Below are 25,577 nucleotides of genomic sequence, written 5' to 3'. Positions count from 1 at the left end.
TTATGTCAACGACACTCAACGAAAACCTGCTGCTCGCGATACCGCTGGCACCGCTGGCCGGCTCGCTGATTGCGGGGCTGTTCGGGAACGCAGTGGGGCGCAAGGGCGCTCACTCGGTCACCATACTCGGCGTCGCGATCTCCTTCATCCTGTCGGCGATGGTGCTGCTCGACGTGATGAACGGCGCGAGCTTCAACGCGACCGTCTACGAATGGATGTCGGTCGGCAAGCTGAAGTTCGAAGTCGGCTTCCTGGTCGACTCGCTGACCGCGATGATGATGTGCGTGGTGACCTTCGTGTCGCTGATGGTGCACATCTACACGATCGGCTACATGGCCGACGAACCCATCGGCTACCAGCGCTTCTTCTCGTACATCTCGCTGTTCACGTTCTCGATGCTGATGCTCGTGATGAGCAACAACTTCCTGCAGCTGTTCTTCGGCTGGGAAGCGGTGGGCCTCGTGTCGTACCTGCTGATCGGCTTCTACTACACCCGTGAAAGCGCGATCTACGCGAACATGAAAGCGTTCGTCGTGAACCGCGTCGGCGACTTCGGCTTCCTGCTCGGCATCGGTTTGCTGCTCGCGTTTGCCGGGTCGATGAACTATGGCGATGTGTTTGCGAAGAGCCACGAACTCGCGGCGCTGAATTTTCCGGGTACGAGCTGGGGCCTGCTGACGGTTGCCTGTATTTGCCTCTTCATCGGCGCGATGGGTAAGTCGGCGCAGTTCCCGCTGCACGTGTGGCTGCCCGATTCGATGGAAGGTCCGACGCCGATCTCCGCGCTGATTCACGCGGCGACCATGGTGACGGCCGGTATTTTCATGGTGACGCGCATGTCGCCGCTGTTCGAACTGTCGGATAGCGCACTGTCGTTCATCACGGTGATCGGCGCGATTACCGCGCTCTTCATGGGCTTTCTCGGCATCGTGCAGAACGACATCAAGCGTGTCGTTGCCTATTCGACGCTGTCGCAGCTCGGCTACATGACGGTCGCACTCGGCGTGTCCGCGTATCCGGTCGCTGTGTTCCATCTGACCACGCACGCGTTCTTCAAGGCGTTGCTGTTCCTTGGCGCAGGCTCGGTGATCATCGGTATGCACCACGACCAGGACATGCGCAACATGGGCGGCCTGCGCAAGTACATGCCGATCACGTGGATCACGTCGCTGATCGGTTCGCTTGCGCTGATCGGTACGCCGTTCTTCTCGGGCTTCTACTCGAAAGATTCGATCATCGATGCAGTGAAGCTCTCGCATCTGCCGGGTTCGGGCTTTGCGTACTTCGCGGTGGTGGCGAGCGTGTTCGTCACGGCGCTGTACTCGTTCCGGATGTACTTCCTCGTGTTCCACGGCGAAGAGCGTTTCCGCAAGCCGAAGCATCCTGAATCGCCGATGGGCATCGCAGCTGCTGCTGCGCACGACCACGATCACGGACATGACGATCATGGTCACGGGCACGACGATCACGGTCATGCGCACGAACCGCACGAAACGCCTTGGGTGGTGTGGCTGCCGCTGGTGCTGCTGGCGATTCCGTCGGTGATCATCGGTGCGCTTGCGATCGGCCCGATGCTGTACGGCGGCTTCTTCTCGCACGGCGTTGTGTTCGACAAGGTCATTTTCATCGGCGAGAACCATCCGGCACTGCGCGAGATGGCCGAAGAATTCCACGGCTGGGCCGAGATGGGTGTGCATTCGGTGCAGGGGCTGCCGGTCTGGCTGGCACTCGCGGGCGTCGTTGTGGCCTGGTTCCTGTACCTGAAGCGGCCTGACCTGCCGGCTGTCGTCAAGCGCGCGTTCGGTCCGATCTACACGCTGCTCGACAACAAGTACTACATGGACAAGATCAACGAAGTCGTCTTCGCGAAGGGCGCGGTCGCAATTGGCCGTGGCCTCTGGAAAGAGGGCGACGTCGTGGTCATCGACGGTCTCGTCAACGGAAGCGCGCGCTTCGTCGGGTGGTTTGCCGGCGTGATCCGCTTCCTCCAATCCGGTTACATCTACCACTACGCGTTTGCCATGATCATCGGTATGCTGGGGCTCCTGACCCTGTTTGTAACGCTCGGCGGCAAATAAGGCGAGGGACACGAATGCACACTTATCCGATTCTCAGTATTGCGATCTGGATGCCGATCGTCTTCGGTATCCTGGTCCTCGCCATCGGCTCAGACAAGAACCCGGCGCCTGCGCGCTGGCTTGCGCTGATCGGCTCGATCCTCAGCCTGCTCGTCACGATTCCGCTGTTCACGCAGTTCGACAACAGCAGCGCGGCATTGCAGTTCGTCGAACAGGCGAACTGGATCGAGCGCTTCAACATCACGTATCACCTTGGTGTCGACGGCATCTCGATGTGGTTCGTCGTGTTGACTGCGCTGATCACGGTGATCGTCGTGATCGCCGCGTGGGAAGTCATCACGAAGAACGTCGCACAGTACCTGGCCGCGTTCCTGATCCTCTCGGGGATCATGGCCGGCGTGTTCAGCTCCGCTGACGGCCTGCTGTTCTACGTGTTCTTCGAAGCGACGCTGATTCCGATGTACATCATCATCGGCGTGTGGGGCGGACCGAACCGCGTGTACGCGGCGTTCAAGTTCTTCCTGTACACGCTGATGGGCTCGCTGCTGATGCTGATCGCGCTGCTGTATCTGTACACGCAGACCGGCACGTTCGATCTCGCCACGTGGCACGCCGCGAAGATTGCGATGACGCCGCAGATCCTGCTGTTCATTGCGTTCTTCCTCGCGTTCGCGGTCAAGGTGCCGATGTGGCCGGTCCACACGTGGTTGCCAGATGCCCACGTGGAAGCGCCGACGGGCGGCTCGGTCGTGCTGGCCGCGATCATGCTGAAGCTCGGGGCGTACGGTTTCCTGCGCTTCTCGCTGCCGATCGCACCGGACGCCAGCCACTATCTCGCGCCGGTCGTCATTACGCTGTCGCTGATCGCGGTGATCTACATCGGTCTCGTCGCGCTGGTGCAGGAAGACATGAAGAAGCTGGTCGCGTATTCGTCGATCGCGCACATGGGCTTCGTCACACTCGGCTTCTTCATCTTCAACCAGCTCGGTGTTGAAGGCGCGATCGTCCAGATGATTTCGCACGGCTTCGTGTCGGGCGCGATGTTCCTGTGTATCGGTGTGCTGTACGACCGTATGCACTCACGCCAGATCGCCGACTACGGTGGTGTCGTGAACGTGATGCCGAAGTTCGCGGCGTTCGTGATGCTGTTTGCGATGGCGAACTGCGGCTTGCCGGGTACTTCGGGTTTCGTCGGTGAATTCATGGTGATCCTCGCCTCCGTCCAGTTCAACTTCTGGATCGGTTTCGGCGCGGCGTTCACGCTGATTCTCGGCGCGGCCTACACGCTGTGGATGTACAAGCGCGTCTACTTCGGTGCAGTGGCTAACGACCATGTGAAGAACCTGCTCGACATCAACCGCCGCGAGTTCTTCATGCTGGCCGTGCTGGCTGTCCTGACGCTGTTCATGGGTCTTTATCCGAAGCCCTTTACCGATGTGATGCACGTATCCGTGGAAAACCTCCTCTCCCACGTCGCGCAGTCGAAGCTGCCGTTGCCACAGTAATGCCGAGCGGAGGAATCTAAAGATCATGCAAAACGCCCCTATGAGTGCCCTGTTGCCCGACGCGCTGGTGATGTTTGCCGTCATCGTCGCGTGGATCAACGACACCTTCGTCGGCCAGGCCGGCCGCCGCACCACGTACTTCATTGCGCTGCTCGGCTCGGTGGTTGCCGGCGTGTGGTTCGCCGTGAACGCGTTCGATCCGAACCAGTACTACTTCTTCTCGCGCATGGTGGTGGTCGATTCGTTCGCCAGTGCGATGAAGGCGGTGGTGTCGCTGGGCTACGCGGTGTCGATCGTGTACTCGCGCAAGTACCTCGAGGACCGCGACCTGTTCCGCGGCGATTTCTTCCTGCTCGGCATGTTCTCGCTGCTCGGGCAACTGGTGATGATCTCGGGCAACAACTTCCTGACCCTGTACCTCGGTCTCGAACTGATGTCGCTGTCGCTGTACGCAGTGATCGCACTGCGCCGCGATGCGCCGCAGTCGAACGAAGCGGCCATGAAGTACTACGTGCTGGGTGCGCTCGCATCGGGTTTCCTGCTGTACGGCATCTCGATGCTGTACGGCGCGACCGGCTCGCTCGAACTCGGTGAAGTGTGGAAGGTGTTGAGCACGCAACCGTTCGACAAGGGCGTGCTGCTGTTTGGTGTGATCTTCATCGTGGCAGGGATTGCATTCAAGATGGGCGCGGTGCCGTTCCATATGTGGGTGCCGGACGTCTACCAGGGCGCGCCGACTGCGATGACACTGCTCACCGGCGGTGGCCCGAAGGTCGCTGCGTTCGCGTGGGGGCTGCGCTTCCTCGTGATGGGGCTGCTGCCGCTCGCAGTCGACTGGCAGCAGATGCTCGTCATTCTCGCGGCGCTGTCGATGATCGTCGGCAATATCACCGGTATCGTCCAGCGCAACATCAAGCGGATGCTCGCTTACTCCGCGATCTCGAACATGGGCTTTGTACTGCTCGGCCTGCTTTCGGGTGTGGTCGACGGCAAGTCGGGCGGGGCGGCGAGCGCGTATGGCTCGGCGATGTTCTACAGCATCGTCTACCTGGTGACGACGCTCGGTTCGTTCGGCGTGGTGATGCTGCTGGCCCGCCGCGATTTCGAAGCGGAAACCATCGACGACTTCAAGGGCCTCAACCAGCGCAGCCCGGTGTTTGCGTTCGTGATGCTGGTGCTGATGTTCTCGCTCGCGGGCATTCCGCCGACCGTCGGCTTCTACGCCAAGCTCTCGGTGCTCGAAGCGACGATGAGCGCCGGCTTGACGTGGCTTGCGGTGCTGGCGGTGATCACGTCGCTGTTCGGCGCGTTCTACTACCTGCGCATCGTCAAGGTGATGTATTTCGACGCACCGCAGGATACGGCGCCGATCTCCGCGGATACCTGCAAGAGGGCGCTGCTGACGCTCAACGGCCTCGCGGTTCTCGCGCTGGGCATCGTGCCGGGCCCGCTGATGGCGATCTGCCTGCAGGCCATCTCGCACTCGCTGCCGCACTAATCGATGTCCGCGGCGGGCTGGTTTATCGTGTTGTTGGCGCTGGTCGGCGCCAACCTGCCGTTCCTGAATCAACGCATCTTCGCTTGTGTGCCTTTCGGGGTCGTGAAGAAGAGCGCGTGGATCCGGATCGGCGAACTGATCGTGCTGTATTTCGCGGTCGGCGCGCTGGGCTTCATGCTTGAGGCCCGCGCCGGCAACCGCTTCGAGCAAGGCTGGCAGTTCTATGCCATCACCTTCAGCCTGTTCATCGTGTTCGCGTTCCCCGGTTTCACTTTCCAGTATCTCCTCAAACGCCGCTGACGGCTCACGCCGTCGCGCACCACGCTGTTCCGAGGTCGCATATGGCTGAAGTTCCCGATCACACCGCCGCGCTCACCGAAAAGTGCGTGGAGAGCAAGACGCTGCATCAGGGCCACTTCCTGACGCTCAAGTGCGATACCGTCGAATTGCCCGACGGCAAGCACGCGACGCGTGAGTATGTGAAGCATCCGGGCGCAGTGATGGTGATTCCGTTGCTCGACGACGGTCACGTACTGCTCGAAAGCCAGTTCCGCTATCCGATCGGCAAGGTGATGGTCGAGTATCCGGCGGGCAAGCTCGATCCGAGCGAAGGGTCGCTCGCCTGCGCGAAGCGCGAACTGCTCGAGGAAACGGGCTACACCGCCCGCGAATATCTGTTCCTCACGCGGATTCATCCGATCATCTCGTACTCAACCGAGTTCATCGACATCTACCTCGCGCGTGGGTTGACCGCAGGCGAACGCAAGCTCGACGAAGGCGAGTTTCTCGAACTGTTCACGGCAACGCCCGAAGACATGTCCGAGTGGGTTCGCACCGGCAAGGTCACCGACGTGAAGACGATCATCGGGACGTTCTGGCTGGAGAAGGTGTTGTCGGGTGCGTGGTCGACGCCGGAGCCTGCGCGCGGTTAACCGATCAACCGGATCGCATAACGGTGATCGCGAACCACGACGGCAGCCATGCAGGCTGCCGTTGGCGCTTCTACCGGGCCGCCAGCTTATACGGCACGACACACGACACGCAGCCGAGCCAGCCCCCACCGGCACGCTTCGTTCTGACGCGCTAGAATCCGGCAACCCGTTCCGGCGATCGTGCGCAGAATCGATACCACCGGATCGCGCCAATATTTACGAACGATCGTTCACAAAATTCCATTTTGCGCTAAACTCACACGCAAGCCCTGATTCCACATGAAGGTCCTCGATTTACAGTGCCCGCACGGCCATCGGTTCGAAGGCTGGTTTGCTTCCACCGACGATTTCGAATCGCAGTTGTCCCGCAAGCTCGTCGAATGTCCGATTTGCGGTGCGACTGAGGTGAGCCGTCTGCCGTCGGCGCCCCGGCTGAATCTGTCGGGGACGAGCGCCACGCAGCAGGTCGCGGCGGACACCGGTGAACAGCAGGCGCGCGTCATGCGTGCCTTGCGCGAGGTGCTGGAAAAAACCGAGAACGTGGGCGATCGCTTCGCCGAGGAAGCGCGGCGCATTCATTACGATGAAGCGCCCGCACGCAGTATTCGGGGTGTCACCACGCCCGAAGATGCGAAAGCCCTGGTCGAAGAAGGCATCGAAATCATGTCGCTGCCGATCCCGGCCGCATTGAAAGAACCGCTGCAATAGCGCGCGGTTCGTTCGCGGCGGAGACCGGTGCGCTCAGGAGACACTGCGCATGGATCTGGATTACTCCCCCGCCGACGACGCGTTCCGCGCCGACATCCGCACCTGGCTCGAAGCCAACCTCCCTCACGAGGTGCGCGAGAAGGTACTCAATCACAAACGTCTCGCCCGCGAAGACTTCGCGCACTGGCATCGTGTGCTCGGCCAGCGCGGCTGGTCGGCGCCCGCGTGGCCCGTCGAATTCGGTGGGCCGGGCTGGAATGCGACCCAGCGTCATATCTGGGACGAGGAATGTGCACGGATCGGCGCGCCGCCCGTGTTGCCGTTCGGTGTGTCGATGGTGGCGCCGGTATTGATGAAGTACGGCAACGAGGCGCAGCAGCGCCATTATCTGCCGCGCATTCTCGATGGGACCGACTGGTGGTGCCAGGGTTATTCGGAGCCGGGCTCGGGCTCGGATCTGGCGTCACTGCGTACGCGCGCAGAGCGGGCCGGCGATCACTACATCGTGAACGGACAGAAGACGTGGACCACGCTCGGTCAGTTCGCGGACATGATGTTCTGTCTCGTGCGCACCGACAGCGGTGCGAAGAAGCAGGAGGGCATCTCGTTCCTGCTGATCGACATGAAGACACCCGGCATCACGGTGCGCCCGATCATCATGCTCGACGAAGAGCATGAGGTTAACGAGGTTTTCTTCGAAGACGTGAAGGTGCCGCTGGAAAATCTGGTCGGCGAAGAAAATCGCGGCTGGACCTACGCGAAATATCTGCTCGGTCATGAGCGCACCGGTATCGCGCGTGTCGGCGGTTCGAAACGCGAGCTGGCGTTCCTCAAGCGCGTCGCGCTCGATCAACAGAAGAACGGCAAGCCGCTGCTGCACGATCCGGTGTTCGCCGCAAAAGTCGCCAGCCTCGAAATCGAACTGATGGCACTCGAAGTTACGGTGCAGCGCGTCGTCGCGAGCGAGACGGGCGGTCGTGGGCCCGGTCCGGAAGCGTCGATGCTGAAGATCAAGGGAACCGAGGTTCAGCAGGCGCTGACCGAGCTGATGGTCGAAGCGGTCGGCCCGCTCGCCGCGCCATTCGATGTGCCGTTCCTCGAAGGCGAGCATGCGCATAGCGCAGCCGGCGACGACGACGCGGCACCGCTGGCCGCGTACTACTTCAATTTCCGCAAGACATCGATCTACGGCGGCTCGAACGAAATTCAAAAGAACATCATCGCGCAGATGATTCTGGGACTCTGAGGAGCGGCGCATGAACTTCACTTTCACCGACGAACAGCAGCAATTCGCCGACGCACTGCGCCGTTATCTGGACAAGAGTTACGGCTTCGAAGCGCGTCAGACTATCGTGCGTTCGGAAGCGGGCGTGTCGGCTCCGCAATGGCAGGCGCTGAGCGAACTGGGCATCACCGCGTTGCCGGTGCCTGAGGCACAGGGCGGCTTCAACGGCAGTGCCGTCGATATGCTGGTCGTGATGCAGGAACTGGGCCGCGCGCTCGTCATCGAGCCTTACTGGGCAACCGCCGTTGGCATTGAAGCGCTGCGTCTGGCAGGGACGGCGCAAGGCGAAGACGCTGCGTTGCTCGAACGCGCCGCGCAGGGCGAGGTCAAGCTCGCGACAGCGTTCCACGAGCCGCGCGCACGCTACGACCTGTTTGCCGTCGACACCGTTGCAACCCGCGATGGCGATCGAACGCTGCTGAGCGGCACGAAGTCCGTCGTGCAACACGGCGCTCAGGCCGACTACTGGATCGTGCCCGCGCGCCTTAACGGTGAGATTGCGTTGTTCGTCGTCGCACGCGATGCAGCAGGCGTGCAGATCGCCGATTACCGTACCATCGACGGTCAGCGCGCCGCGACATTGACGTTCTCGAACACGCCGGCACGTTCGTTGACCGGCGCCCACGCAGGAGCGGCCGCGCTCGAACACATCGCCGATTACGGCACGGTGTTGTTGTGCGCGGAAGCCGTCGGCGCACTCGATGCGCTGAATCACGCCACCGTCGACTACACGAAGACACGCCAGCAGTTCGGCACGCCGATCGCGCGTTTCCAGGCGCTGCAACACCGGATGGTCGAGATGCTGATTCACGCGGAGCAGGCGCGCTCGATCACGTATCTGGCGGCAGTGCGCTACGCGAGCCAGAACGCCGACGAACGTCGACGTGCCGTGTCAGCGGCGAAAGTGCGGGTCGGACAGGCCGCGCGCTTCGTCGGTCAGCAGGCGGTGCAGTTGCATGGCGGGATGGGTGTGACGAACGAAGTCGCCGCCGCGCATCTGTTCAAACGTCTCGCGATCATCGAAACCACGCTCGGCGACGTCGATCATCATCTCGCGCGCTTTGCCGCGTTGCCCGATTTCGCCGTCGCCACGGTTTGACGCTGGCGACATCACTTGCGAGGACATGCTATGACGACAGTGACTAGGCATCTCAGCTACGAAGACATGGAAGTGGGGACGACGACCGTGGTCGGTTCGCATACGTTTGAACGCGACGAAATCCTGCGTTTTGCCAGCGAGTTCGATCCGCAGCCGTTTCACCTCGACGACGCGGCCGCGGCAGCGTCGCCGTTCGGCACGCTGATCGCAAGCGGCTGGCATACGTGTTCGGTGATGATGGGGCTGATGGTGCGCAACCTGCTGGCCGATTCGACGTCGATGGGCTCGCCCGGTATCGACGAGATCCGCTGGATCAAACCCGTGCGCGTCGGCGACACGATCACGCTGAAGAATTCGGTTCTCGACAAGCGTGTATTGGAGAGTCGCCCGGACCGTGGCCTTGTCTCGACGATGTGGGAAGGCTTCAACCAGGACGGCGAGAAAGTGGTCGTTGTGCGCTCGAAGGGGATCTTCGGGTTGCGCAATCCGCAGGCGGCGACATGACGACCGAAACGCCGCTGGCCGACGCCGCGGCGGTGCACGCGCTGGTCGGCGCGGCGCCGCGTGTCAGCGCGTGGATCGAAATCGATCAGGCGAGCGTCGACCGTTTTGCGGAAGCGACCGGCGATCGCCAGTGGATTCACATCGATCCTGAGCGTGCGCGTCGCGAGTCGCCGTTCGGTGGGCCGGTCGCGCATGGTTTTATGACGTTGTCGCTGATTCCGGCGTTGCTCGAACGCACGCTGGCGCTGCAACAGCGCATGGGCGTCAACTACGGTTTGAACAGGGTGCGTTTTACTTCACCGGTACCGGTTGGATCGCAGGTGCGTGCGAGCTTTGCCGTGCAGGGCGTGACCGATATCGAGGACGACGGTGTGCAGGTGGTGTGGAACGTGACACTCGAGCGGCAGGGCAGCGAACGTCCGGTGTGCGTGGCCGAATTCATCTCGCGGCATTACTTCTAGTTTTCTGAGTGCAATAGACGCACGGCTCCGGTATCGAACCTGCAACCGGAGCCGGGTTTCGTGTCAGTTCTTCGCACTAGTGCTTCGCGTACTGCGTCGCACCGAACAACACTTCCTTCGCCTTATCGTCCATCACCGGTTTGCGCACCGAGGCCAGCACCTCGACACCGCGCTGCACGGCAGGGCGTGCGGAAATCTCCGCCTGCCAGCGCTTCACGTTCGGGAACTGCTCGATATCGATGCCCTGGTTCTGCCATGAGCGCGTCCACGGGAACGTGGCGATATCGGCGATCGTGTAATCGTTGCCCGCGAGATATTGACTCTTGCCGAGCTGCGTTTCCATCACGCCGTACAGGCGTCGTGTCTCGTTCGTATAGCGATTGACCGCGTACTCGATCTGCTGCGGCGCGTAGACGCGGAAGTGGTGTGTCTGGCCGAGCATCGGACCGATCCCGCCCATCTGGAACATCAGCCATTGCAGCGTCGCGTAGCGGGCGGCAGGTTCGGAGGGAAGAAACTGTCCAGTCTTTTCGGCGAGATAAATCAGGATCGCGCCCGATTCGAACAGCGAAAACGGCTTGCCGTCCGCACCGCGCGGACCGTCGGGATCGACGATGGCGGGGATCTTGTTGTTCGGGCTGATCGCGAGGAATTCGGGCTTGAACTGGTCGCCGGCACCGATGTCGACCGCATGCGCAGTGTAGGCGAGGCCCGTTTCCTCGAGCATGATGTGAACCTTGTGGCCGTTCGGCGTGGCCCAGCTATAGACGTCGATCATCGTGGCTCCTTCGTTTCCGTAAGTGCGGCGTTAGCCGACCATGCGGCGGCATGGCCGGGCAGCGCCGGGCTGGCGGAAATTAGAGCATAGTTCGATCGATGGTGCAGGGCGCCGCGCAGCCCTGCCGCGCTGCTGCCTTGGTGCTGTTATGAACGCGTGACCGGCATATCGACGCGCGCCGCTGCGTCGCGACCCAGATGACGCGCGAGTTCGAGCTTCGCGATCGCGTTGCGATGCACTTCGTCGGGACCGTCGGCGAAACGCAGCGTGCGCGCGAGCGCATAGGCATACGCGAGCGGAAAATCGTCGCACAGGCCCGCTGCGCCATGCGCCTGGATCGCCCAGTCGATTATCTGACAGGCCATGTTCGGCGCGACGACCTTGATCATCGCGATCTCGCCGCGCGCGCCCTTGTTGCCGACGGTGTCCATCATGTACGCGGTCTTGAGCGTCAGCAGGCGGGCCTGTTCGATCATGCAGCGTGCTTCGGCGATCCGTTCCTGCGTAACGGTCTGTTCGGCGATCGGCTTGCCGAATGCCACGCGCTTCAGTGTGCGCTTCGCCATCAATTCGATGGCGCGTTCCGCAAGCCCGATGAGACGCATGCAATGGTGAATCCGTCCCGGTCCGAGGCGCCCCTGAGCGATCTCGAAGCCACGTCCTTCGCCGAGTAGCAGGTTCGACGCAGGCACACGCACGTTGTCGAGCGAGATATCCATATGGCCATGCGGCGCGTCGTCGTAGCCGTACAGCGTGAGCGGGCGGTGCACGGTGATACCGGCTGAATCGGCGGGCACGAGGATCATCGATTGCTGTTGGTGGCGCGGCGCATCGGGATCGGTCTTGCCCATCACGATGTACACCTTGCAGCGCGGGTCGCCCGCACCGGACGACCACCACTTGCGTCCGTTGATCACGTAGTGATCGCCGTCGCGTGTGATGCGCGTCTGGATGTTCGTCGCATCCGACGAAGCGACGTCGGGCTCCGTCATCAGAAACGCCGAACGGATATGTCCTTGCAGCAGCGGCTCAAGCCATTCGCGCTTGTTGTCATCGCTGCCGTAGCGCTCGATCGTTTCCATGTTGCCGGTATCGGGCGCATTGCAGTTGAACACTTCCGGTGCCCATGGCACGCGGCCCATGATCTCGCACAGCGGCGCGTACTCGAGGTTCGTCAAACCGGCGCCACGTTCGGAGTCGGGCAGGAAGAGATTCCACAGGCCGGCGGTGCGTGCCTCCTGCTTCAGTGTCTCGATCAGTTCGGTCGGCAGCCACGCATTGCCGTTCTGGCGATTGCGTTCAACCTCGGCGGTGAAGACCGCTTCGTTCGGGTAGATATGCGCGTCGAAGAACGCGAGCAGTTTCTCGCGCAGCGCGTCGACCTTGGGGGTGTAATCGAAATTCATGGATGGCCTCGGAAAGAGAAGCTGCGAACGAAAAGGCTGGCGCTCAGGACGGCTAGCGGACTTTCTGCGCGTAGTGCCACGCGAGTTCGGCCATCGGCCGCGCGCGCTTGCCGGCATCGAGTGCCTGCGCGCTCGATGCCGTACCGTCGACGACGCGCTTCATGATCCCCTGCAGGATCGCCGCGATACGGAACATGTTGTAGGCGAGATAGAAATTCCAGTCGCCGCGGATCTCGAAGCCCGTGCGCTTGCAGTACTGCGCGACGTAATGCGCTTCGTCGGGAATGCCGAGCGCGGCCCAGTCGAGCCCCGCGATGCCGCGAAACTGCGCCGGATCGACGTGCCACGCCATGCAGTGATACGCGAAGTCGGCGAGCGGGTCGCCGAGCGTCGACAGTTCCCAGTCGAGCACGGCAAGCACACGCGGTTCGTGCGGATGGAAGATCAGGTTGTCGAGCCGGTAGTCGCCATGCACGATCGATACGCGTGCATCGGTATCGTCGGGCATATGCTGCGGCAGCCATTCGATCAAACGCTGCATCGCGTCGATCGGTTCGGTCTCGGACGCCTGGTACTGCTTGCTCCAGCGACCGATCTGCCGCGCGAAATAATTGCCCGGCTTGCCGTAATCCGCGAGCCCGACGGCCGCGACATCGACCGAATGCAGCGCGGCGATCACGCGGTTCATCTCGTCGTAGACGGCGCCGCGTTCATCGCTGGTGAGACCTGGCAGCGACTGATCCCACAGCACGCGACCTTCGACGAACTCCATCACATAGAACGCACGGCCAATCACGCTTTCGTCCTCGCACAACGCGAGCATCTTCGCTACCGGCACATCGGTGTCTGCGAGCGCGTGCATCACGCGGTATTCACGTTCGACCGCATGCGCGGACGGCAGCAGCTTCGCCGCGGGGCCGGGCTTCGCGCGCATCACGTAGCTGCGTTGCGGCGTGATCAGCTTGAAGGTGGGATTCGACTGACCGCCTGCAAACTGCTCGAGCGTGAGCGGTCCGGCAAAACCGTCGACGTGCTGAGCGAGCCACGCGCCCAGTACGTTGGTGTCGAAACGCTGCCGCTCGTTGACCGCGCGGGTGCCTTCGAAGGCCGAGTAATCCGGCTGGCTGGGTGTGCCACCATTGGGGGCCGCTTGAACCATGTCTCCTCCAGATCGTTTTTCAGCTACGCCGGTATTGAATGAACTGTGCGTAGAGCATTTCCATCGTCGTGTTGCGGACGTCGCGATGCAGCGGCGACGGCGGTGCGTAATTGATCGTGCGCAGCACCCAGTCGCGCGGTGCCGCGCCGACGTCGAGTGCATTGATACAGCCCGTGGCCTGCGCGAGATGACCGAAGAACATACGGCCGCCCGCGGTCAGCGCATGCGACAGGATTGCGCGGTTGACGCCGCCGTGCAGTACCAGCAGCACCGTATCCCACGACGTATCTTCACGCAGCGCGGCAAGTGCCGGCAGCACGCGGTCGAACAGTTCACCAATCGTCTCGCCACCGAGAAAGCGCGTGCGCTCGTCGACGATACCGTCGAACGCGCCGAGAAACGCGCTTTCCAGGTCGCCGGCGGGAATGCTGCTGAGCTTGCCGCCGCGAATCTCCTGCCACGCGGGTTCAACGACGAGTTCGATTTTCTGGCCGGTTTCGGCGAGTACACGCTGCGCGGTTTCGACGGTGCGCGGCAAGCCGCTCACGATCACTTTGTCGAAACGGATCTGCTGCTCCGCGAACACGCGGCCCGCGGCAGTCGCCTGCGTGCGGCCGTGGTCGTTGAGCGGCACGGTGTCGGGATCGATAGCGCGGCCCGACGCGTCGAAATACGTGACGTCGCCATGCCGCATCAGGAAAATACGGCGTCGCTTCGGGAGTTCGAAAGCGGGCGTGTCGGGTTCGTTCATTTGTATACCGGCGGCCGTTTTTCGAGGAATGCGGTGATGCCCTCGAGTGCATCGCCGTGATGCAGCGACTCGACGAAGCTATCGCGTTCGGCGATGAGATGCGCGTCGAGCGGTTGTGCACCGGCTGCGCCGATCAGCGTCTTGATACGCGCGATTGCATGCGGCGACACGCCGCTCAGTTCGTCGGCCCATGCAATTGCCGCATCGAGCGCTGCACCCGGTTTCGTTAGCCGGTTGACGACGCCTAGCGCGTTAAGTCGCGTGGCAACGATCGGCTTACCTTCGATCAGTACTTCGGTCGCAAGCTGACGCGGCAGCGCGCGCGAGAGAAACCACGAGCCGCCACCGTCCGGTGTCAGGCCGACGCGGGCGTACGACATCACGAATTTTGCGTCGTCGTCGGCGACGATCAGGTCGCACGCGAGCGCAAGCGAGAAACCCGCGCCCGCTGCCGCGCCTTCCACCGCTGCGATCACCGGCTTGGACGAGGCGCGCAATGCCGCGATCCATTCGCCGAGCAGATCGATGCTTTGCGCCTGCACCGATGGATCTTTCGCGCGGTTTTCGAGCAACCGGTTCAGGTTGCCGCCCGCGCAGAAGAAGCGATCGGCACCGGTGAGCACGATCGCACGGACAGATGGGTCGCGCTCCGCCGAATCGAGCGCCTCGATACCGGCCGCGTACATGTCGGGATGCAGCGCATTGCGTGCGCCCGGGTTCGACAGCGTGAGCACGAGCGTCGATGCGCTGTCGTCGTTACCGGCGAGCGTTGGTCGGGAGGTGAGGAGTTCGGCGCTCATTGCGGATGCTCCGTAGCGGCATCGCCCTGAGTCAGCGACAGACCGAGTTGCGCGCGTCTTGCGAGCCACGGTGACGGGCGATAGCGCGGATCGCCGAGCACCTTCGAGATGTTGCGCAGGATCGTCAGGATCGTGCTTGCGCCGAGCGCGTCGCCGAGTGCCAGCGGGCCGCGCGGATAGCCGAGGCCGAGCGTGACCGCGAGATCGATATCTTGCGGCGAGGCGATCTGGCGTTGCGCGATGTCGCAGCCGATGTTGACGATAGTGGCGACGACGCGTTGTGCGACGAAGCCAGTCGAATCGCGAATTACGGTGACCGGTACACCGTCGGCGGCGAAGAGCGCGTGTGCTGCATCGCGTGTTTCGCGGCTGGTGGCGGGCGTGGTCATCAGCGTGCGGCGTTTGGCGCCGACGAGCGGGAATAGCGCATCGATTGCTACCACGCGGCGTGCATCGAGTCCTTCTTCGACCGCGGCGGTGGTCGCATCGAGACCGAATGGTGTGACGATCAGCAGCGAATCGGGCGCGGGCGTGTCGCCTTCGTCGAGTGCGACACCGGCCTTCGCGACGAGTTGCAGTACCGCGTCGCGTGCGCATGCGTGCTGACCGCTGACCCACACGCGCTGCGGCAGCGCGGTCGGTGCGGGCGCCTCAAGCGGCACTTGCTGCTGGCCATCGACATAGCGATAAAAACCTTCACCGGTCTTGCGGCCGATCAACCCGCCCGCGAGCCGCGTGCCGGTAATCGGCGATGGCGTGAAGCGCGGTTCTTCATAGAACTGGTGATAGATCGACTCCATCACCGGATGCGACACGTCGAGTGCAGTCAGGTCGAGCAACTCGAACGGGCCGAGACGAAAGCCCGCCTGCTCGCGCATGATGCGATCGATGTCGACGAATTCCGCCACACCTTCGCCCGCGATACGCAGTCCCTCGGTGTTCATGCCGCGCCCGGCGTGATTGACGATGAAGCCCGGCATATCCTTCGCGCGCACCGGTGTATGGCCGACGCGTCGCGCGAGTTGCATCAGCGCGTCGCCGGCGGCCGGATCGCCGCGCAGACCGTCGATCACTTCGACGACCTTCATCAGCGGTACCGGATTGAAGAAGTGAAAGCCGACCACGCGTGATGGATCGGAACACGCGGCGGCGATCGCGGTGATCGACAGCGACGACGTGTTGGAGGCCAGCACGCACTGCTCACCGACGATCGCTTCGAGTTCGCGAAAGAGCGCTTGCTTCACATCGAGCTTCTCGACGATCGCTTCGATCACGAGATCGCAGTCGGCGAGTTCACCGGGCGCGGCCGCACCGCTCACGCAGGCAAGCGCAGCCAGCGAGCGCGCCTGATCGAGCTTGCCTTTGGCCGTGAGTTTCGCGAAGGTGTCGGCCAGGTAGTCACGCGCGGCGCCGACAGCGGCGGGGTTCGTATCGTAAAGCCGGACTTTCAGACCCGCGAGTGCGGCGATCTGTGCGATGCCGCGGCCCATTGCGCCGGTTCCGACGATGCCGATAGTCTCGATGTTGTATTGGCGAGAAGTCATTGTGATGCTGGGCTCCATGATTACTTTAGAATAGCACGGTCGTACATTTTCACTGCAGAGGTCGAACCCGAAGTACCGCCGTCGTTTGACAACGAGCGGTACCGGCAACCTGTCGAAGGAGATATCGAATGATCAAGCTGTGTGGCTTTGCGCTGTCGAACTACTACAACAAGGTAAAACTCGCGTTGCTCGAACACGATATTCCGTTCGAGGAAGTGCTTGTCAAGCCGGCTCAGGACGAGGCCGTGCTCCTGCATTCGCCGCTCGGCAAGGTGCCGTACATCCAGACCGAAGACGGCGATCTGTGCGAATCGCAGGCGATCCTCGAGTATCTGGCCGCGCGCTATCCGGACAAGGCGATCTTTTCGCGCGACCCGTGGGAGGCCGCCAAGGAGCGCGAACTGATCACGTTCATCGATCTGCATCTCGAACTCGTGGCGCGCGACCTGTACAAAGAGGCGTACTTCGGTGGCACGGTCACCGATGCGACGAAAGGGCGGGTCGAAAAACTGCTGACGCGTCATGTCGCCGGTTTCAGGCGGATCGCGCAGTTCGGACCGTTCCTGCGCGGCGAGAGGTTCAGCGTCGCCGACATTGCGGGCTATGTGAGCTTGCCGCTCGTCGGCGGTACGACGCAGATCATCTACGGTCGCGATTTTCTGAACGAGGTGGGGATCGACTGGAAAGCGTATGTGAAGGAGGTCAACAACCGGCCGGCGGCACGGCGCGTAGCCGACGATCGCAAGGCGTATATCGCGTCGACGACGCAATCTTGAACCCACGGAGGCGTACGTAGACGTCGGCACGCTGATCGAGGAAGCGCGGGATGGCGAACAACGTGGGTTCGTTCGCATCGCCGCGCGCACCATGATGTCAGAGCTGCGCCAACCGCTCGAGCGCGGTGGCAAGCGTGCTTTCTTTCTTCGCGAAGCAGAAGCGCACGACGCCCGACTCATGCGGCGCGTGATAGAACGCCGATACCGGAATCGCGGCGACACCGATTTCCGCGGTTAGCCACTGTGCGAAGTCGGCCTCCGGCAGATCGCTGATCGCCGAGTAATCGACACACTGAAAGTACGTGCCTGTGCACGGCAGCAGCTTGAAGCGTGTGTTCTCGAGCCCAGCGCGGAAGAAATCGCGCTTGCGCTGATAGAACGCCGGCAGTTCCAGGTACGGTGTGGGATCGCGCAGATAGTCCGCGAGCCCGACCTGCATCGGGGTATTGACCGTAAATACATTGAACTGGTGCACCTTGCGGAATTCGGCGGTCAGCGCGGCAGGCGCCGCGACATAGCCGACCTTCCAGCCCGTCACGTGATACGTCTTGCCGAAGCTCGACACCACGAAGCTGCGTTGCGCCAGCTCCGGATAGCGGATGACGCTTTCGTGCGGCGCACCGTCGTACACCATGTGCTCGTACACCTCGTCAGAAAGAATCAGCACGTTGGTGCCGCGTACGATCGCTTCGAGCTTGCGCATGTCTTCCGCGCGCCACACGGTGCCGGTCGGATTGTGCGGCGTGTTGATCAGTAATAACCGCGTTTTCGGCGTGATTGCAGCGGCGAGCCGGTCGAACGGAATCCGGTAGTCCGGTGCTTCAAGTGTGACGAATACGGGGACGCCGCCCGCGAGTTCGATCGACGGCACGTAGCTGTCGTAGGTCGGCTCGACGACGATCACTTCGTCACCGGGATGCACCGTGCAGAGAATCGCCGTGAGCAGCGCCTGGGTCGCGCCCGCGGTGACGGTGATCTCGGTCGCGGCGTCGTAGCGGCGGCCGTACAGGTTCGCGATCTTGTCTGCGATCGCCTCGCGTAGCGGCGCGACGCCGGCCATCGGCGGGTACTGGTTGTGGCCGCTGCGCATGGCGTTTGCGACCGCGTCGACGATGCGTGGGTCGCAATCGAAGTCAGGGAAGCCCTGGCCCAGATTGACCGCGCCCTTTTCTGCGGCGAGCGCGCTCATGACAGTGAAGATCGTCGTGCCGACATTCGGCAGGCGGGACGGAAACGAGGGGATCGCGGGCGTGTCGTGCGGTGCATTCATGGCGCTGTTCCGGAGCGTAGGCTGGAGCGTGACTGGAGTGGCGAAAACCCGATTGTAGGGAAACCCGCGGCAACGTGTGTGTCAGGCGGGCGCGGGCTCGCCGGTTGTCGGTTCGTCGTGTGCGCCCACCGGCAATGCACACGCAGCGACGAACGCCGCGGGCTGCGCAATCTGGAAGCCGAAATCGCGCGCGATGCGGCGCGCGAGCTTCAATACCGCGCGATCCTTCGATACCAGCCAGTTCGCACCGGCCGCGTGTGCCAGTTCGAGAAACTTCTGGTCGTCGCGATCCTTGCACTTTGGCAGCGGCCGGGCTTCTTCGGTGGGAGCAGGCGGATCGACTAGCTGCGTGAGCCGCGCGACTGTAGCGAGCGCGGCCATCTTGTCGACCGAACGCTGCACGAACTGCGGATAGTCGAGCACATACGTCAGTTCTGCGAGGCAACGCGCATCGATCAGCGCGACCAGCGTGCCGCGTTCGAGTGCGGCACGAACCGGCCGCGTATGCGGATCGTCGAATACGAGGATATCGATCCATACATTCGAATCGAGGACGACGCGGAGCGCGTCGCGCGAGGCATGGGAACCGGGCATTCGTTACAATCTGGCTTTCGTCTTTGACCGCCAGGCACGGCGTGCCTGCAAGCCTCTATGATAATCGTTCTGTCGCCGGCGAAATCGCTGGACTACGAAACGCCCCCGCACGTCAAAAAGCACACGCTCCCCGATTTCATCGATGATGCCGCCGAACTGATCGGTGGCTTGCGCCGTTTGTCGCCGCAGCAGATCGCGACGCTCATGGACATCTCCGATCCGCTCGCGCGGCTCAACTTCCAGCGTTATGCCGACTGGTCGCCGGTCTTCGACACGCGAAATGCCAAGCAGGCGGTGCTTGCGTTCAACGGCGACGTGTACGAGGGATTCGATGCGCGCTCGCTGTCGGCGGCGGATCTCGACTATGCGCAAAAGCACGTGCGCGTGCTGTCCGGCCTGTACGGGCTGCTGCGCCCGCTCGACCTGCTGCAACCGTACCGGCTCGAAATGGGCACGCGCCTCGCCAATGCGCGCGGCAAGGACCTGTATGCGTTCTGGGGTGCGCGCATCACCGAGGCGCTGAACGCGCAGCTGAAAAAGAACGCGCGCGCCGCACAGGTGCTGGTTAACTGCGCATCGGGTGAGTACTTCAGGTCCGTGAAGCCGAAGCTGCTCGATGTACCGGTCATCACGCCGGTGTTCGAGGACTGGAAGGGCGGTCGCTATAAGGTCATCAGTTTTCACGCGAAGCGTGCGCGCGGTTTGATGGCGCGCTACGCGGTCGAGCAGCGGCTCGATGCGCCTGAACAGCTGAAGAATTTTTCGTCGGAAGGCTACGCGTTCGATGCGGATGCGTCGAACGACGCCACCTATGTATTTCGCCGCCACGTCGCCGAGTGAGTGGCGCGATCACACCGAAGCAGGGAATTGATATGACGCTTTCCATTACGAGCAATTTCGATGCGGGCGCAATCGATGTCGTGTCGTGCACACAGGCCGACGACATCCGTCTGCGCGTGCGGCCCGACAGTCACGCGGATTTTGCGCAGTGGTTCTATTTCCGCTTGACGGGTGCGCGCGGCGAGCGCTGCGTGATGACCTTCGAAAATGCCGCCGACTGTGCGTTCGCCGCGGGCTGGCGCGACTATCATGCCGCGGCGAGCTACGACCGGGTGAACTGGTTCCGCGTGCCGACCACCTACGACGGCCGCGTGCTGACCATCGATCACACACCCGACTTCGACAGCATCTATTACGCGTACTTCGAGCCGTACAGCGAGGAGCGCCACTCGGAGTTTCTCGGCGCGGTCCAGCAGATGCCGCACGCGTCGTTGACCGAACTGGGCAGAACCGTCGAGGGACGCCCGATGTCGTTGCTGACGCTCGGTGCGCCGGATACTGACGATGCGTCTTCTAAGCCGAAGAAAAAAGTCTGGATCATCGCGCGCCAGCATCCGGGTGAGACGATGGCGGAGTGGTTTGTCGAAGGGTTTGTGAAACGGCTGGCCGGCTGGGGAGACTGGGCGGGAGACCCGGTCGCGCGCAAACTCTACGACCACGCGACGTTCTACATCGTACCCAACATGAATCCCGACGGTAGCGTGCGGGGCAACCTGCGGACCAACGCGACCGGCGCGAATCTGAATCGCGAATGGCTGGAGCCGGATGCGGCGCGCAGTCCCGAAGTGCTGGTCGTGCGCGATGCGATTCACGCGACGGGCTGCGATCTGTTCTTCGATGTTCACGGCGACGAGGCGTTGCCGTATGTATTCGTCGCGGGCTCGGAGATGCTGCCCAGCTTCACCGAGCAGCAGGGCATCGAGCAGAAGGCGTTTGTCGAAGCATTCAAGCAAGCCAGTCCTGACTTCCAGGACAAGTACGGCTACGAAGCGGGCAAGTACCGGCAGGATGCGTTGAAGCTCGCGTCGAAGTACATCGGCCATACGTTCGGCTGCCTGTCGCTCACGCTCGAGATGCCCTTCAGGGACAACGCGAACCTGCCCGACGAACGGGTCGGCTGGAATGGCGAGCGCAGCGCGTCGCTCGGCGCGGCGATGCTGCAGGCGATCTTGCGGCACGTCGAAACGTTCGACTGACTACGGGCGACACGCGCGAGCAGGGCGAAGTGAAACGGGGAGCACGCGGCTGGCGTGCTCCCCGTTTCTATTGCGTGTCGGGACGGCGTGTTTTCATTGCGACGTGAGCTACGCAGATGACCGGCATGCGACGCATGTCGCATAGATTCATTGCGTTTTCTTCGCTTTCGATGGTGCCTTTTTCGCACCATGTTTTGCGGGAGTCTTCGAGCCCTTCGACACATTGCCCGTCGATTTCTTCGTCGTGTGCCGGCCTCTCAGGGCTTTCTTCTTGCCGGACGACGAGCTGTTATGTGCTGCGCGCGCGGGCGGCACCGGATCGTTCCAGCTGAACGCGAGCATCTGGCTGCCGACATAGCCGCAGCGGAACTTCAGATCCATCGGATCGCCGCCGCTCGCTTGCGGAATGCCAAGCCCTTCGACTGTTACGACGCTGTCGACCTTGACGCGCTGTTTGCCGTCATCGAACGAATCGTTCCAGGGCGTGACCGACGCATGGGAACTGTCGAACGAGCTGGGTGGAAAGTCGACGTGATCGAATGCGGACGAAGTACTGACGACGAAATTGGCATGCGCGGCGCAGTCGGCGACGAGCGGATCGGCGTGCATGTCATTGACGAATCGGGTGACGAGTTCGTTGTGCTGTTCGAGTTGATCGGCGAAGGCGGGTGCGGTGCAGACGAGCGAAACGCTTGCCATGAATACCGCTAGCCGGCCGATCCAGCGCAGCAACGGGCGCGGAGTGTTGGTGCAATCCATCTAGTTAAAGGCTATGAAGACGTCAGGCACATAAGATGCCGAGGCGCGAAGAGGAGTTCAATCCTGACGCAAATATTGTGTGGCGCGCATGGCGGCATGCCTTGCCGCCGCGCGACCTGCCGCAGCATTGTAGTGGATCGGCGGACCGTCACGTGCGAGGACCGCCCAGGCGATAACGACGGACGTCGTAAGTGGTGACCCAGGCAGGGCGATAAACCGCGATCAACGCAGTGGACATACCGGTGAACCATGCTTCGCCGCTGGCCAGCAAAAAGACGCTGAACAGGTAGCCAACCGGTATGACAGCGGTCGATCCATCGGAGAGCGCAATGTGCAATCCGAGCGCCAACGCGGAGGTCGCAGTTACAGCGATGGCCGGCGAAACGAACCCCAGCCCGAAGATGAACATGAAGAGATTGCGCGGCAGCCACGCGATGCTCGCTCGCTGCACCAATGCCGAAATGCCGACCGGCAATGCGCCGAAAACCAGGAACGTGAGTGCGATGCCTTGCCACGGCGCATCGAAGATAACGGCAGCGAGACCGGTGACCACGGCCATCGCGACCAGCGCGAGCGCCCAGTCGAACAGCGTGACGACGAGCGTCGCACCGAGCAGATGCACCACGGTACCGTCGTCGAGCCATGCATTGCTGGCCCACAGTACCGATACGGCGACGATGATGGCGAGCCAGACGTGTTGCAGGGTTCCGTCCTGCAGCCGCTTGAACGGATTTTTCCACAACGCGAGCGCAAGCAGTCCCGCAGCGGCGATCCAGCCACCGACAGCGACCCAGAGCGGAAGCGGTGTGTAGAGGAAACCCATGTATCTCATATTACTCGTTGGGCGCGGAAAGGTGTAAGCGGATTCCGCGCCAGCTACGCGAAACGCCACGGGTGCGGGCGTTGGCGCAGGTCGTGGCGCGGGTGTCGGCAGGGTCTCAGGCTGAGTTGTGCGTGCCTGGATCACCAAATGGAACCGTGGGTTCGGCGGCCATCGGGAGGGCTTCTGTGTTGTCTTCGGTAGGTCGCGCGTACATGAAGGGCGAGCGTGCACGGCTTCGTAGCGGAACGGCGCCAGCCTGTCCGAGCACGGGCCGCGGTGCGCGGTCGAGTTCGGCATAGAGCACTTCCAGTTGCGCGGCAAGCCAGCCGTTGTAGATCGCAACCGCGGCGGCGCGGTTGGGCGCACCGAGTTGCTGGAATATGCTGCCCAGGTGAATCTTGACGGTGCCCTCGCTGATGCCGAGCGTGCGCGCGATCATCTTGTTCGTGCTGCCCATGTGCACGCAACGCATGATCTGCTCCTGACGAGGCGACAGGCCATTGATGAAGCGTGGGCGTCGGGGTGGTGCGTGCCGGTCGTCGAGCGGGCGAGCGGGGACCTCGGCCGGCGTCGGCGACTCGGATGAGAGTGCGCCGGCGGGGACATAGTGACCGCCCAGCAGCACCATTTCGAACGCGCGGATGATGAGACGTGGATCGGTCGAGCGCGGGATCACGCCGAGTACGCCTTCGTCAAGCAATGCGCGTACACCGGCAAGCGATGCGTGATCGGTTAGTACGGCGACCGGCAACCCGGGATGTTCGGCGAGCAGTTCGCGGATGTCGGTGGTCTGCATCCATGCCTGCCAGTCGACAACCAGTAGGTCCGAGCGATGCCTGCGTAGCATCCGGTCGGTCTGGCGCCAGTCAGGCGCTTCGCTGAAGCGCGCCTGCCGATCGATTTGCCGCAGCAGTGCCTTGAGCCCGTCGCGCCGCTCAGCGTCGGAGTTGAGAACTGAAAATCGCATGCCTTGCCTCCCATAGATCGCTCGAAACGGCTCGATGCATGCAAGCGCGGCGCGGGCCGGCTGCATGGCGATGTGCCGCTGGACCCATGATGACAAATTCCTTGCGATAAGAACCCTATCCAGAAGTCATAGGCAAAGCGCCAAATGAAAAACCCTGTGAACGGAATCCGCTCACAGGGTTTGGCGTTGTCTGTCCTGTCGTCTTATCTCATTGAAACGATGAGGGACGACGGTGTAAAAGCGAGTGGCTAGTGGAAATGCGGTTGAGCCGGCTCGGCGTCTTCGGGCATTTCTGCGTGGACGATTTCACCGAGCGGATCCGCATAAAGCGGCACGCCGCAGTCGTCGCAATATTCGGGTTCGAAGCGGCCCGCATGGCGGCGGATATCGGTGATGCCGGTGTCCTTCAGCAGCGCGACGATTTCTTCGATCGGGCCATTGTCGGGCGTGGCTTCCTGCGGTTCTTCGTCGATACCCGGTTCGCCGTTCTCCCGGCCGTACAGCGGCCACACGACGCCATAGATGACTTCGTTGCTGCCGCGTCGCGTGAAACCCACGCGATACTCGTCAATGCGACGTTCACCAAAGCCGGCGACAACCGCGCGCAATTCCTGCGGTGCTGCGCCGATCGTGTCGAACAGATAGCGGACGGCCGTGCGCACGGTGTGTGGACGCACCTGCTCGTCGGCGTCGCGACAGGCGGAGTAGTAGGCATCCGGCAGCAGGCATTCGAATTCGCAGCCCGGCAGCACCAGCGAAAGATTGGCGCCGCCTTGCGTCGCCCATTGCTCGAGACACTGGCCACGCTCGATCCGCGTTCCATGCTCTTCTTCCTGCCAGCGGAACACCGGTGCGCCGACTGGTGCGGCGACTACGGCCAGCAGGAAGCGCGGGTCGGCAAGAATCGGCGAGGTCTCCGGCAGCTCGCCGAAGTTGATGCGTGCAGCAGTACCACCGAGCGCTGTCTGCGCCAGTTGTTGGGCGATGCGCCAGGTTTCGACGTGATGGCGCGGCAACTGATCGATGCTGTACAGGAACGGCGCCATCGCGACGCGCGTATCCGTAGCGAGAACATGTGCTTGCAGATGGGCGCGCAGCGCATCGGCGGCGTCGGTCTTGAGCGAGCCGGAGGGGATCGCGTAGCGGGTCCACGCGAGCACGGGCGCGGCTATCAGCAGGGCTTCGTACGGCGTGCCGTCGTGCTCGACGATAAACGACTCGCTGTGGGTTTCCGCCATGTCGGCGAGGGCACCGTAGGCGTCCGGATGATTTTGTTGCAGATGGTCGAGTGCAGCATCCAGCGTTGTCTGGTTGCCGTTGCGGACGATCTTTGCCAGCAGCGCATCGAGCTTCGCTTCCCAGAAGCGGTCTTCGGTGCGGCTGCCCGACGCGAACAATGCAAGCGACAGTCCGACAAGCTTGTCGGCGTCAGGGGGAAGGCGTTTGGCGATTCGCGAGCGCATAAATCCGGAATGAGGGGCAAAGAACCCCACATTCTAGTCGGTTCTGAGTGTGGACATCATCTGCCCGGCATTCAGGACACCGTTCCTCTATATGTGGGAGAGGAGGTCGCGATGGTTTGGCCACAGGAGTGTGAGGTATTGCGGATTTCGGCGTGACTCATGCGGCCTCTCAGGCAGCAGATGAGGCGCCCCTCTTCGTGTCGACAAAGAGGAGATTGAATTGCGCAGTCGGCGTGCTGAAAAAATCTTGGAATAACGCTTGCGCGGCGGTGATGGTGTCGCTAGAATCTCGGTCTTTCGCGCTCCGGAGAAGGGGGGTGCGGGAGGCGGGAGAGCCAGTACTGGCGGGGATTTGCGGCGGGGCAGGCGGGTGAGGAAGTT

The 25,577-nt window shown here is 62.4% G+C and carries 25 protein-coding genes; 13 read left to right on the top strand and 12 right to left on the bottom strand.

What is annotated here, in order from left to right:
- The first annotated feature begins 2 nt into the window (after positions 1–2).
- From nuoL to BWP39_RS10275, 10 genes are all read left to right on the top strand, one after another.
- The gene (gene nuoL / locus BWP39_RS10320) at positions 3–2,078 is read left to right on the top strand and encodes an NADH-quinone oxidoreductase subunit L (RefSeq protein WP_096719801.1); all 2,076 of its coding nucleotides are present in this window, start codon (positions 3–5) and stop codon (positions 2,076–2,078) included.
- Positions 2,079–2,092: 14 nt separating this feature from the next.
- The gene (locus BWP39_RS10315) at positions 2,093–3,583 is read left to right on the top strand and encodes an NADH-quinone oxidoreductase subunit M (protein ID WP_096719799.1); all 1,491 of its coding nucleotides are present in this window, start codon (positions 2,093–2,095) and stop codon (positions 3,581–3,583) included.
- Positions 3,584–3,608: 25 nt separating this feature from the next.
- On the top strand, positions 3,609–5,081 hold the full coding sequence (nuoN, locus tag BWP39_RS10310; RefSeq protein ID WP_096719797.1) for an NADH-quinone oxidoreductase subunit NuoN: 1,473 nt from the start codon (positions 3,609–3,611) through the stop codon (positions 5,079–5,081).
- Positions 5,082–5,084: 3 nt separating this feature from the next.
- Positions 5,085–5,381, top strand: coding sequence for a DUF2818 family protein (locus BWP39_RS10305; RefSeq protein ID WP_096719795.1), 297 nt, complete (start codon positions 5,085–5,087; stop codon positions 5,379–5,381).
- Between the two features lie 41 nt (positions 5,382–5,422).
- Positions 5,423–6,013 (top strand): NUDIX domain-containing protein, encoded by a 591-nt coding sequence (locus tag BWP39_RS10300; RefSeq protein WP_096719793.1) that lies wholly within the window; start codon positions 5,423–5,425, stop codon positions 6,011–6,013.
- A gap of 279 nt (positions 6,014–6,292) precedes the next feature.
- A complete protein-coding gene (locus BWP39_RS10295) occupies positions 6,293–6,721 on the top strand; it encodes a DUF1178 family protein (RefSeq protein ID WP_096719791.1) in 429 nt (142 codons plus the stop codon).
- 49 nt (positions 6,722–6,770) lie between these two features.
- Positions 6,771–7,967, top strand: a complete 1,197-nt coding sequence (locus BWP39_RS10290; RefSeq protein WP_096719789.1) for an acyl-CoA dehydrogenase family protein — start codon at positions 6,771–6,773, stop codon at positions 7,965–7,967.
- 10 nt (positions 7,968–7,977) lie between these two features.
- Positions 7,978–9,105 (top strand): acyl-CoA dehydrogenase family protein, encoded by a 1,128-nt coding sequence (locus BWP39_RS10285; protein WP_096719787.1) that lies wholly within the window; start codon positions 7,978–7,980, stop codon positions 9,103–9,105.
- A gap of 30 nt (positions 9,106–9,135) precedes the next feature.
- On the top strand, positions 9,136–9,609 hold the full coding sequence (locus BWP39_RS10280; protein WP_096719785.1) for a MaoC family dehydratase: 474 nt from the start codon (positions 9,136–9,138) through the stop codon (positions 9,607–9,609).
- On the top strand, positions 9,606–10,070 hold the full coding sequence (locus BWP39_RS10275) for a MaoC family dehydratase (RefSeq protein WP_096719783.1): 465 nt from the start codon (positions 9,606–9,608) through the stop codon (positions 10,068–10,070). Before BWP39_RS10280 ends, BWP39_RS10275 begins: the two co-directional genes overlap by 4 nt.
- A 76-nt stretch (positions 10,071–10,146) precedes the next feature.
- On the opposite strand, the gene BWP39_RS10270 is transcribed toward BWP39_RS10275, so the two are convergent.
- From BWP39_RS10270 to BWP39_RS10245, 6 genes are all read right to left on the bottom strand, one after another.
- Entirely contained in the window at positions 10,147–10,848 is a 702-nt protein-coding gene (locus tag BWP39_RS10270; protein ID WP_096719781.1) for a glutathione binding-like protein, read from the bottom strand.
- A gap of 146 nt (positions 10,849–10,994) precedes the next feature.
- Positions 10,995–12,254, bottom strand: coding sequence for an acyl-CoA dehydrogenase family protein (locus BWP39_RS10265; protein ID WP_096719779.1), 1,260 nt, complete (start codon positions 12,252–12,254; stop codon positions 10,995–10,997).
- Positions 12,255–12,306: 52 nt separating this feature from the next.
- Positions 12,307–13,413 (bottom strand): phosphotransferase, encoded by a 1,107-nt coding sequence (locus tag BWP39_RS10260; protein WP_096719777.1) that lies wholly within the window; start codon positions 13,411–13,413, stop codon positions 12,307–12,309.
- A 19-nt stretch (positions 13,414–13,432) separates the two neighbouring features.
- A complete protein-coding gene (locus BWP39_RS10255; RefSeq protein ID WP_096719775.1) occupies positions 13,433–14,164 on the bottom strand; it encodes a histidine phosphatase family protein in 732 nt (243 codons plus the stop codon).
- Positions 14,161–14,964 (bottom strand): oxepin-CoA hydrolase, alternative type, encoded by an 804-nt coding sequence (locus tag BWP39_RS10250; protein WP_096719773.1) that lies wholly within the window; start codon positions 14,962–14,964, stop codon positions 14,161–14,163. Before BWP39_RS10250 ends, BWP39_RS10255 begins: the two co-directional genes overlap by 4 nt.
- Complete coding sequence (locus tag BWP39_RS10245; RefSeq protein ID WP_207556737.1) at positions 14,961–16,508, bottom strand: 3-hydroxyacyl-CoA dehydrogenase; 1,548 nt, start codon at positions 16,506–16,508, stop codon at positions 14,961–14,963. The genes BWP39_RS10250 and BWP39_RS10245 overlap by 4 nt, the downstream gene beginning before the upstream one ends.
- Positions 16,509–16,636: 128 nt before the next feature.
- Here BWP39_RS10245 and BWP39_RS10240 point away from each other — a divergent pair, with 128 nt between their 5' ends.
- Entirely contained in the window at positions 16,637–17,284 is a 648-nt protein-coding gene (locus BWP39_RS10240; RefSeq protein ID WP_096719768.1) for a glutathione S-transferase family protein, read from the top strand.
- 97 nt (positions 17,285–17,381) lie between these two features.
- Here the strand turns inward: BWP39_RS10240 and BWP39_RS10235 are convergent, their stop codons facing one another.
- Positions 17,382–18,554, bottom strand: coding sequence for a pyridoxal phosphate-dependent aminotransferase (locus BWP39_RS10235; protein ID WP_096719766.1), 1,173 nt, complete (start codon positions 18,552–18,554; stop codon positions 17,382–17,384).
- Between the two features lie 81 nt (positions 18,555–18,635).
- Positions 18,636–19,148, bottom strand: coding sequence for a putative toxin-antitoxin system toxin component, PIN family (locus BWP39_RS10230; protein ID WP_096719764.1), 513 nt, complete (start codon positions 19,146–19,148; stop codon positions 18,636–18,638).
- Between the two features lie 57 nt (positions 19,149–19,205).
- On the opposite strand from BWP39_RS10230, the gene yaaA reads away from it, so the two are divergent.
- Together yaaA and BWP39_RS10220 are read left to right on the top strand one after the other, a co-directional pair.
- Positions 19,206–19,988 carry a peroxide stress protein YaaA gene (gene yaaA / locus BWP39_RS10225; RefSeq protein WP_096719762.1) on the top strand — a complete coding sequence of 261 codons (783 nt, stop codon included), beginning with the start codon at positions 19,206–19,208 and terminating at the stop codon, positions 19,986–19,988.
- Between the two features lie 32 nt (positions 19,989–20,020).
- Positions 20,021–21,184: a M14 family metallopeptidase gene (locus BWP39_RS10220; protein ID WP_096722402.1), complete on the top strand. Its 1,164-nt coding sequence runs from the start codon at positions 20,021–20,023 to the stop codon at positions 21,182–21,184.
- A gap of 147 nt (positions 21,185–21,331) precedes the next feature.
- Here BWP39_RS10220 and BWP39_RS10215 read toward each other — a convergent pair whose 3' ends face one another.
- The 4 genes from BWP39_RS10215 to BWP39_RS10200 form a co-directional block, all read right to left on the bottom strand.
- Positions 21,332–21,943 (bottom strand): BspC domain-containing protein, encoded by a 612-nt coding sequence (locus BWP39_RS10215; protein ID WP_096719760.1) that lies wholly within the window; start codon positions 21,941–21,943, stop codon positions 21,332–21,334.
- Between the two features lie 148 nt (positions 21,944–22,091).
- On the bottom strand, positions 22,092–22,766 hold the full coding sequence (locus BWP39_RS10210; RefSeq protein WP_096719758.1) for an energy-coupling factor ABC transporter permease: 675 nt from the start codon (positions 22,764–22,766) through the stop codon (positions 22,092–22,094).
- A gap of 115 nt (positions 22,767–22,881) precedes the next feature.
- On the bottom strand, positions 22,882–23,733 hold the full coding sequence (locus BWP39_RS10205) for a LuxR family transcriptional regulator (RefSeq protein WP_096722400.1): 852 nt from the start codon (positions 23,731–23,733) through the stop codon (positions 22,882–22,884).
- A 248-nt stretch (positions 23,734–23,981) separates the two neighbouring features.
- Positions 23,982–25,196, bottom strand: a complete 1,215-nt coding sequence (locus BWP39_RS10200) for a DUF2863 family protein (protein WP_096719756.1) — start codon at positions 25,194–25,196, stop codon at positions 23,982–23,984.
- Positions 25,197–25,577 lie beyond the last annotated feature (381 nt).

It is taken from the genome of Paraburkholderia acidicola (assembly GCF_002362315.1).
Lineage (GTDB): Bacteria > Pseudomonadota > Gammaproteobacteria > Burkholderiales > Burkholderiaceae > Paraburkholderia > Paraburkholderia acidicola.
The sequence above is the reverse complement of the archived record's forward strand: the minus strand, read 5'-3'. Positions and strand labels throughout refer to the sequence as shown.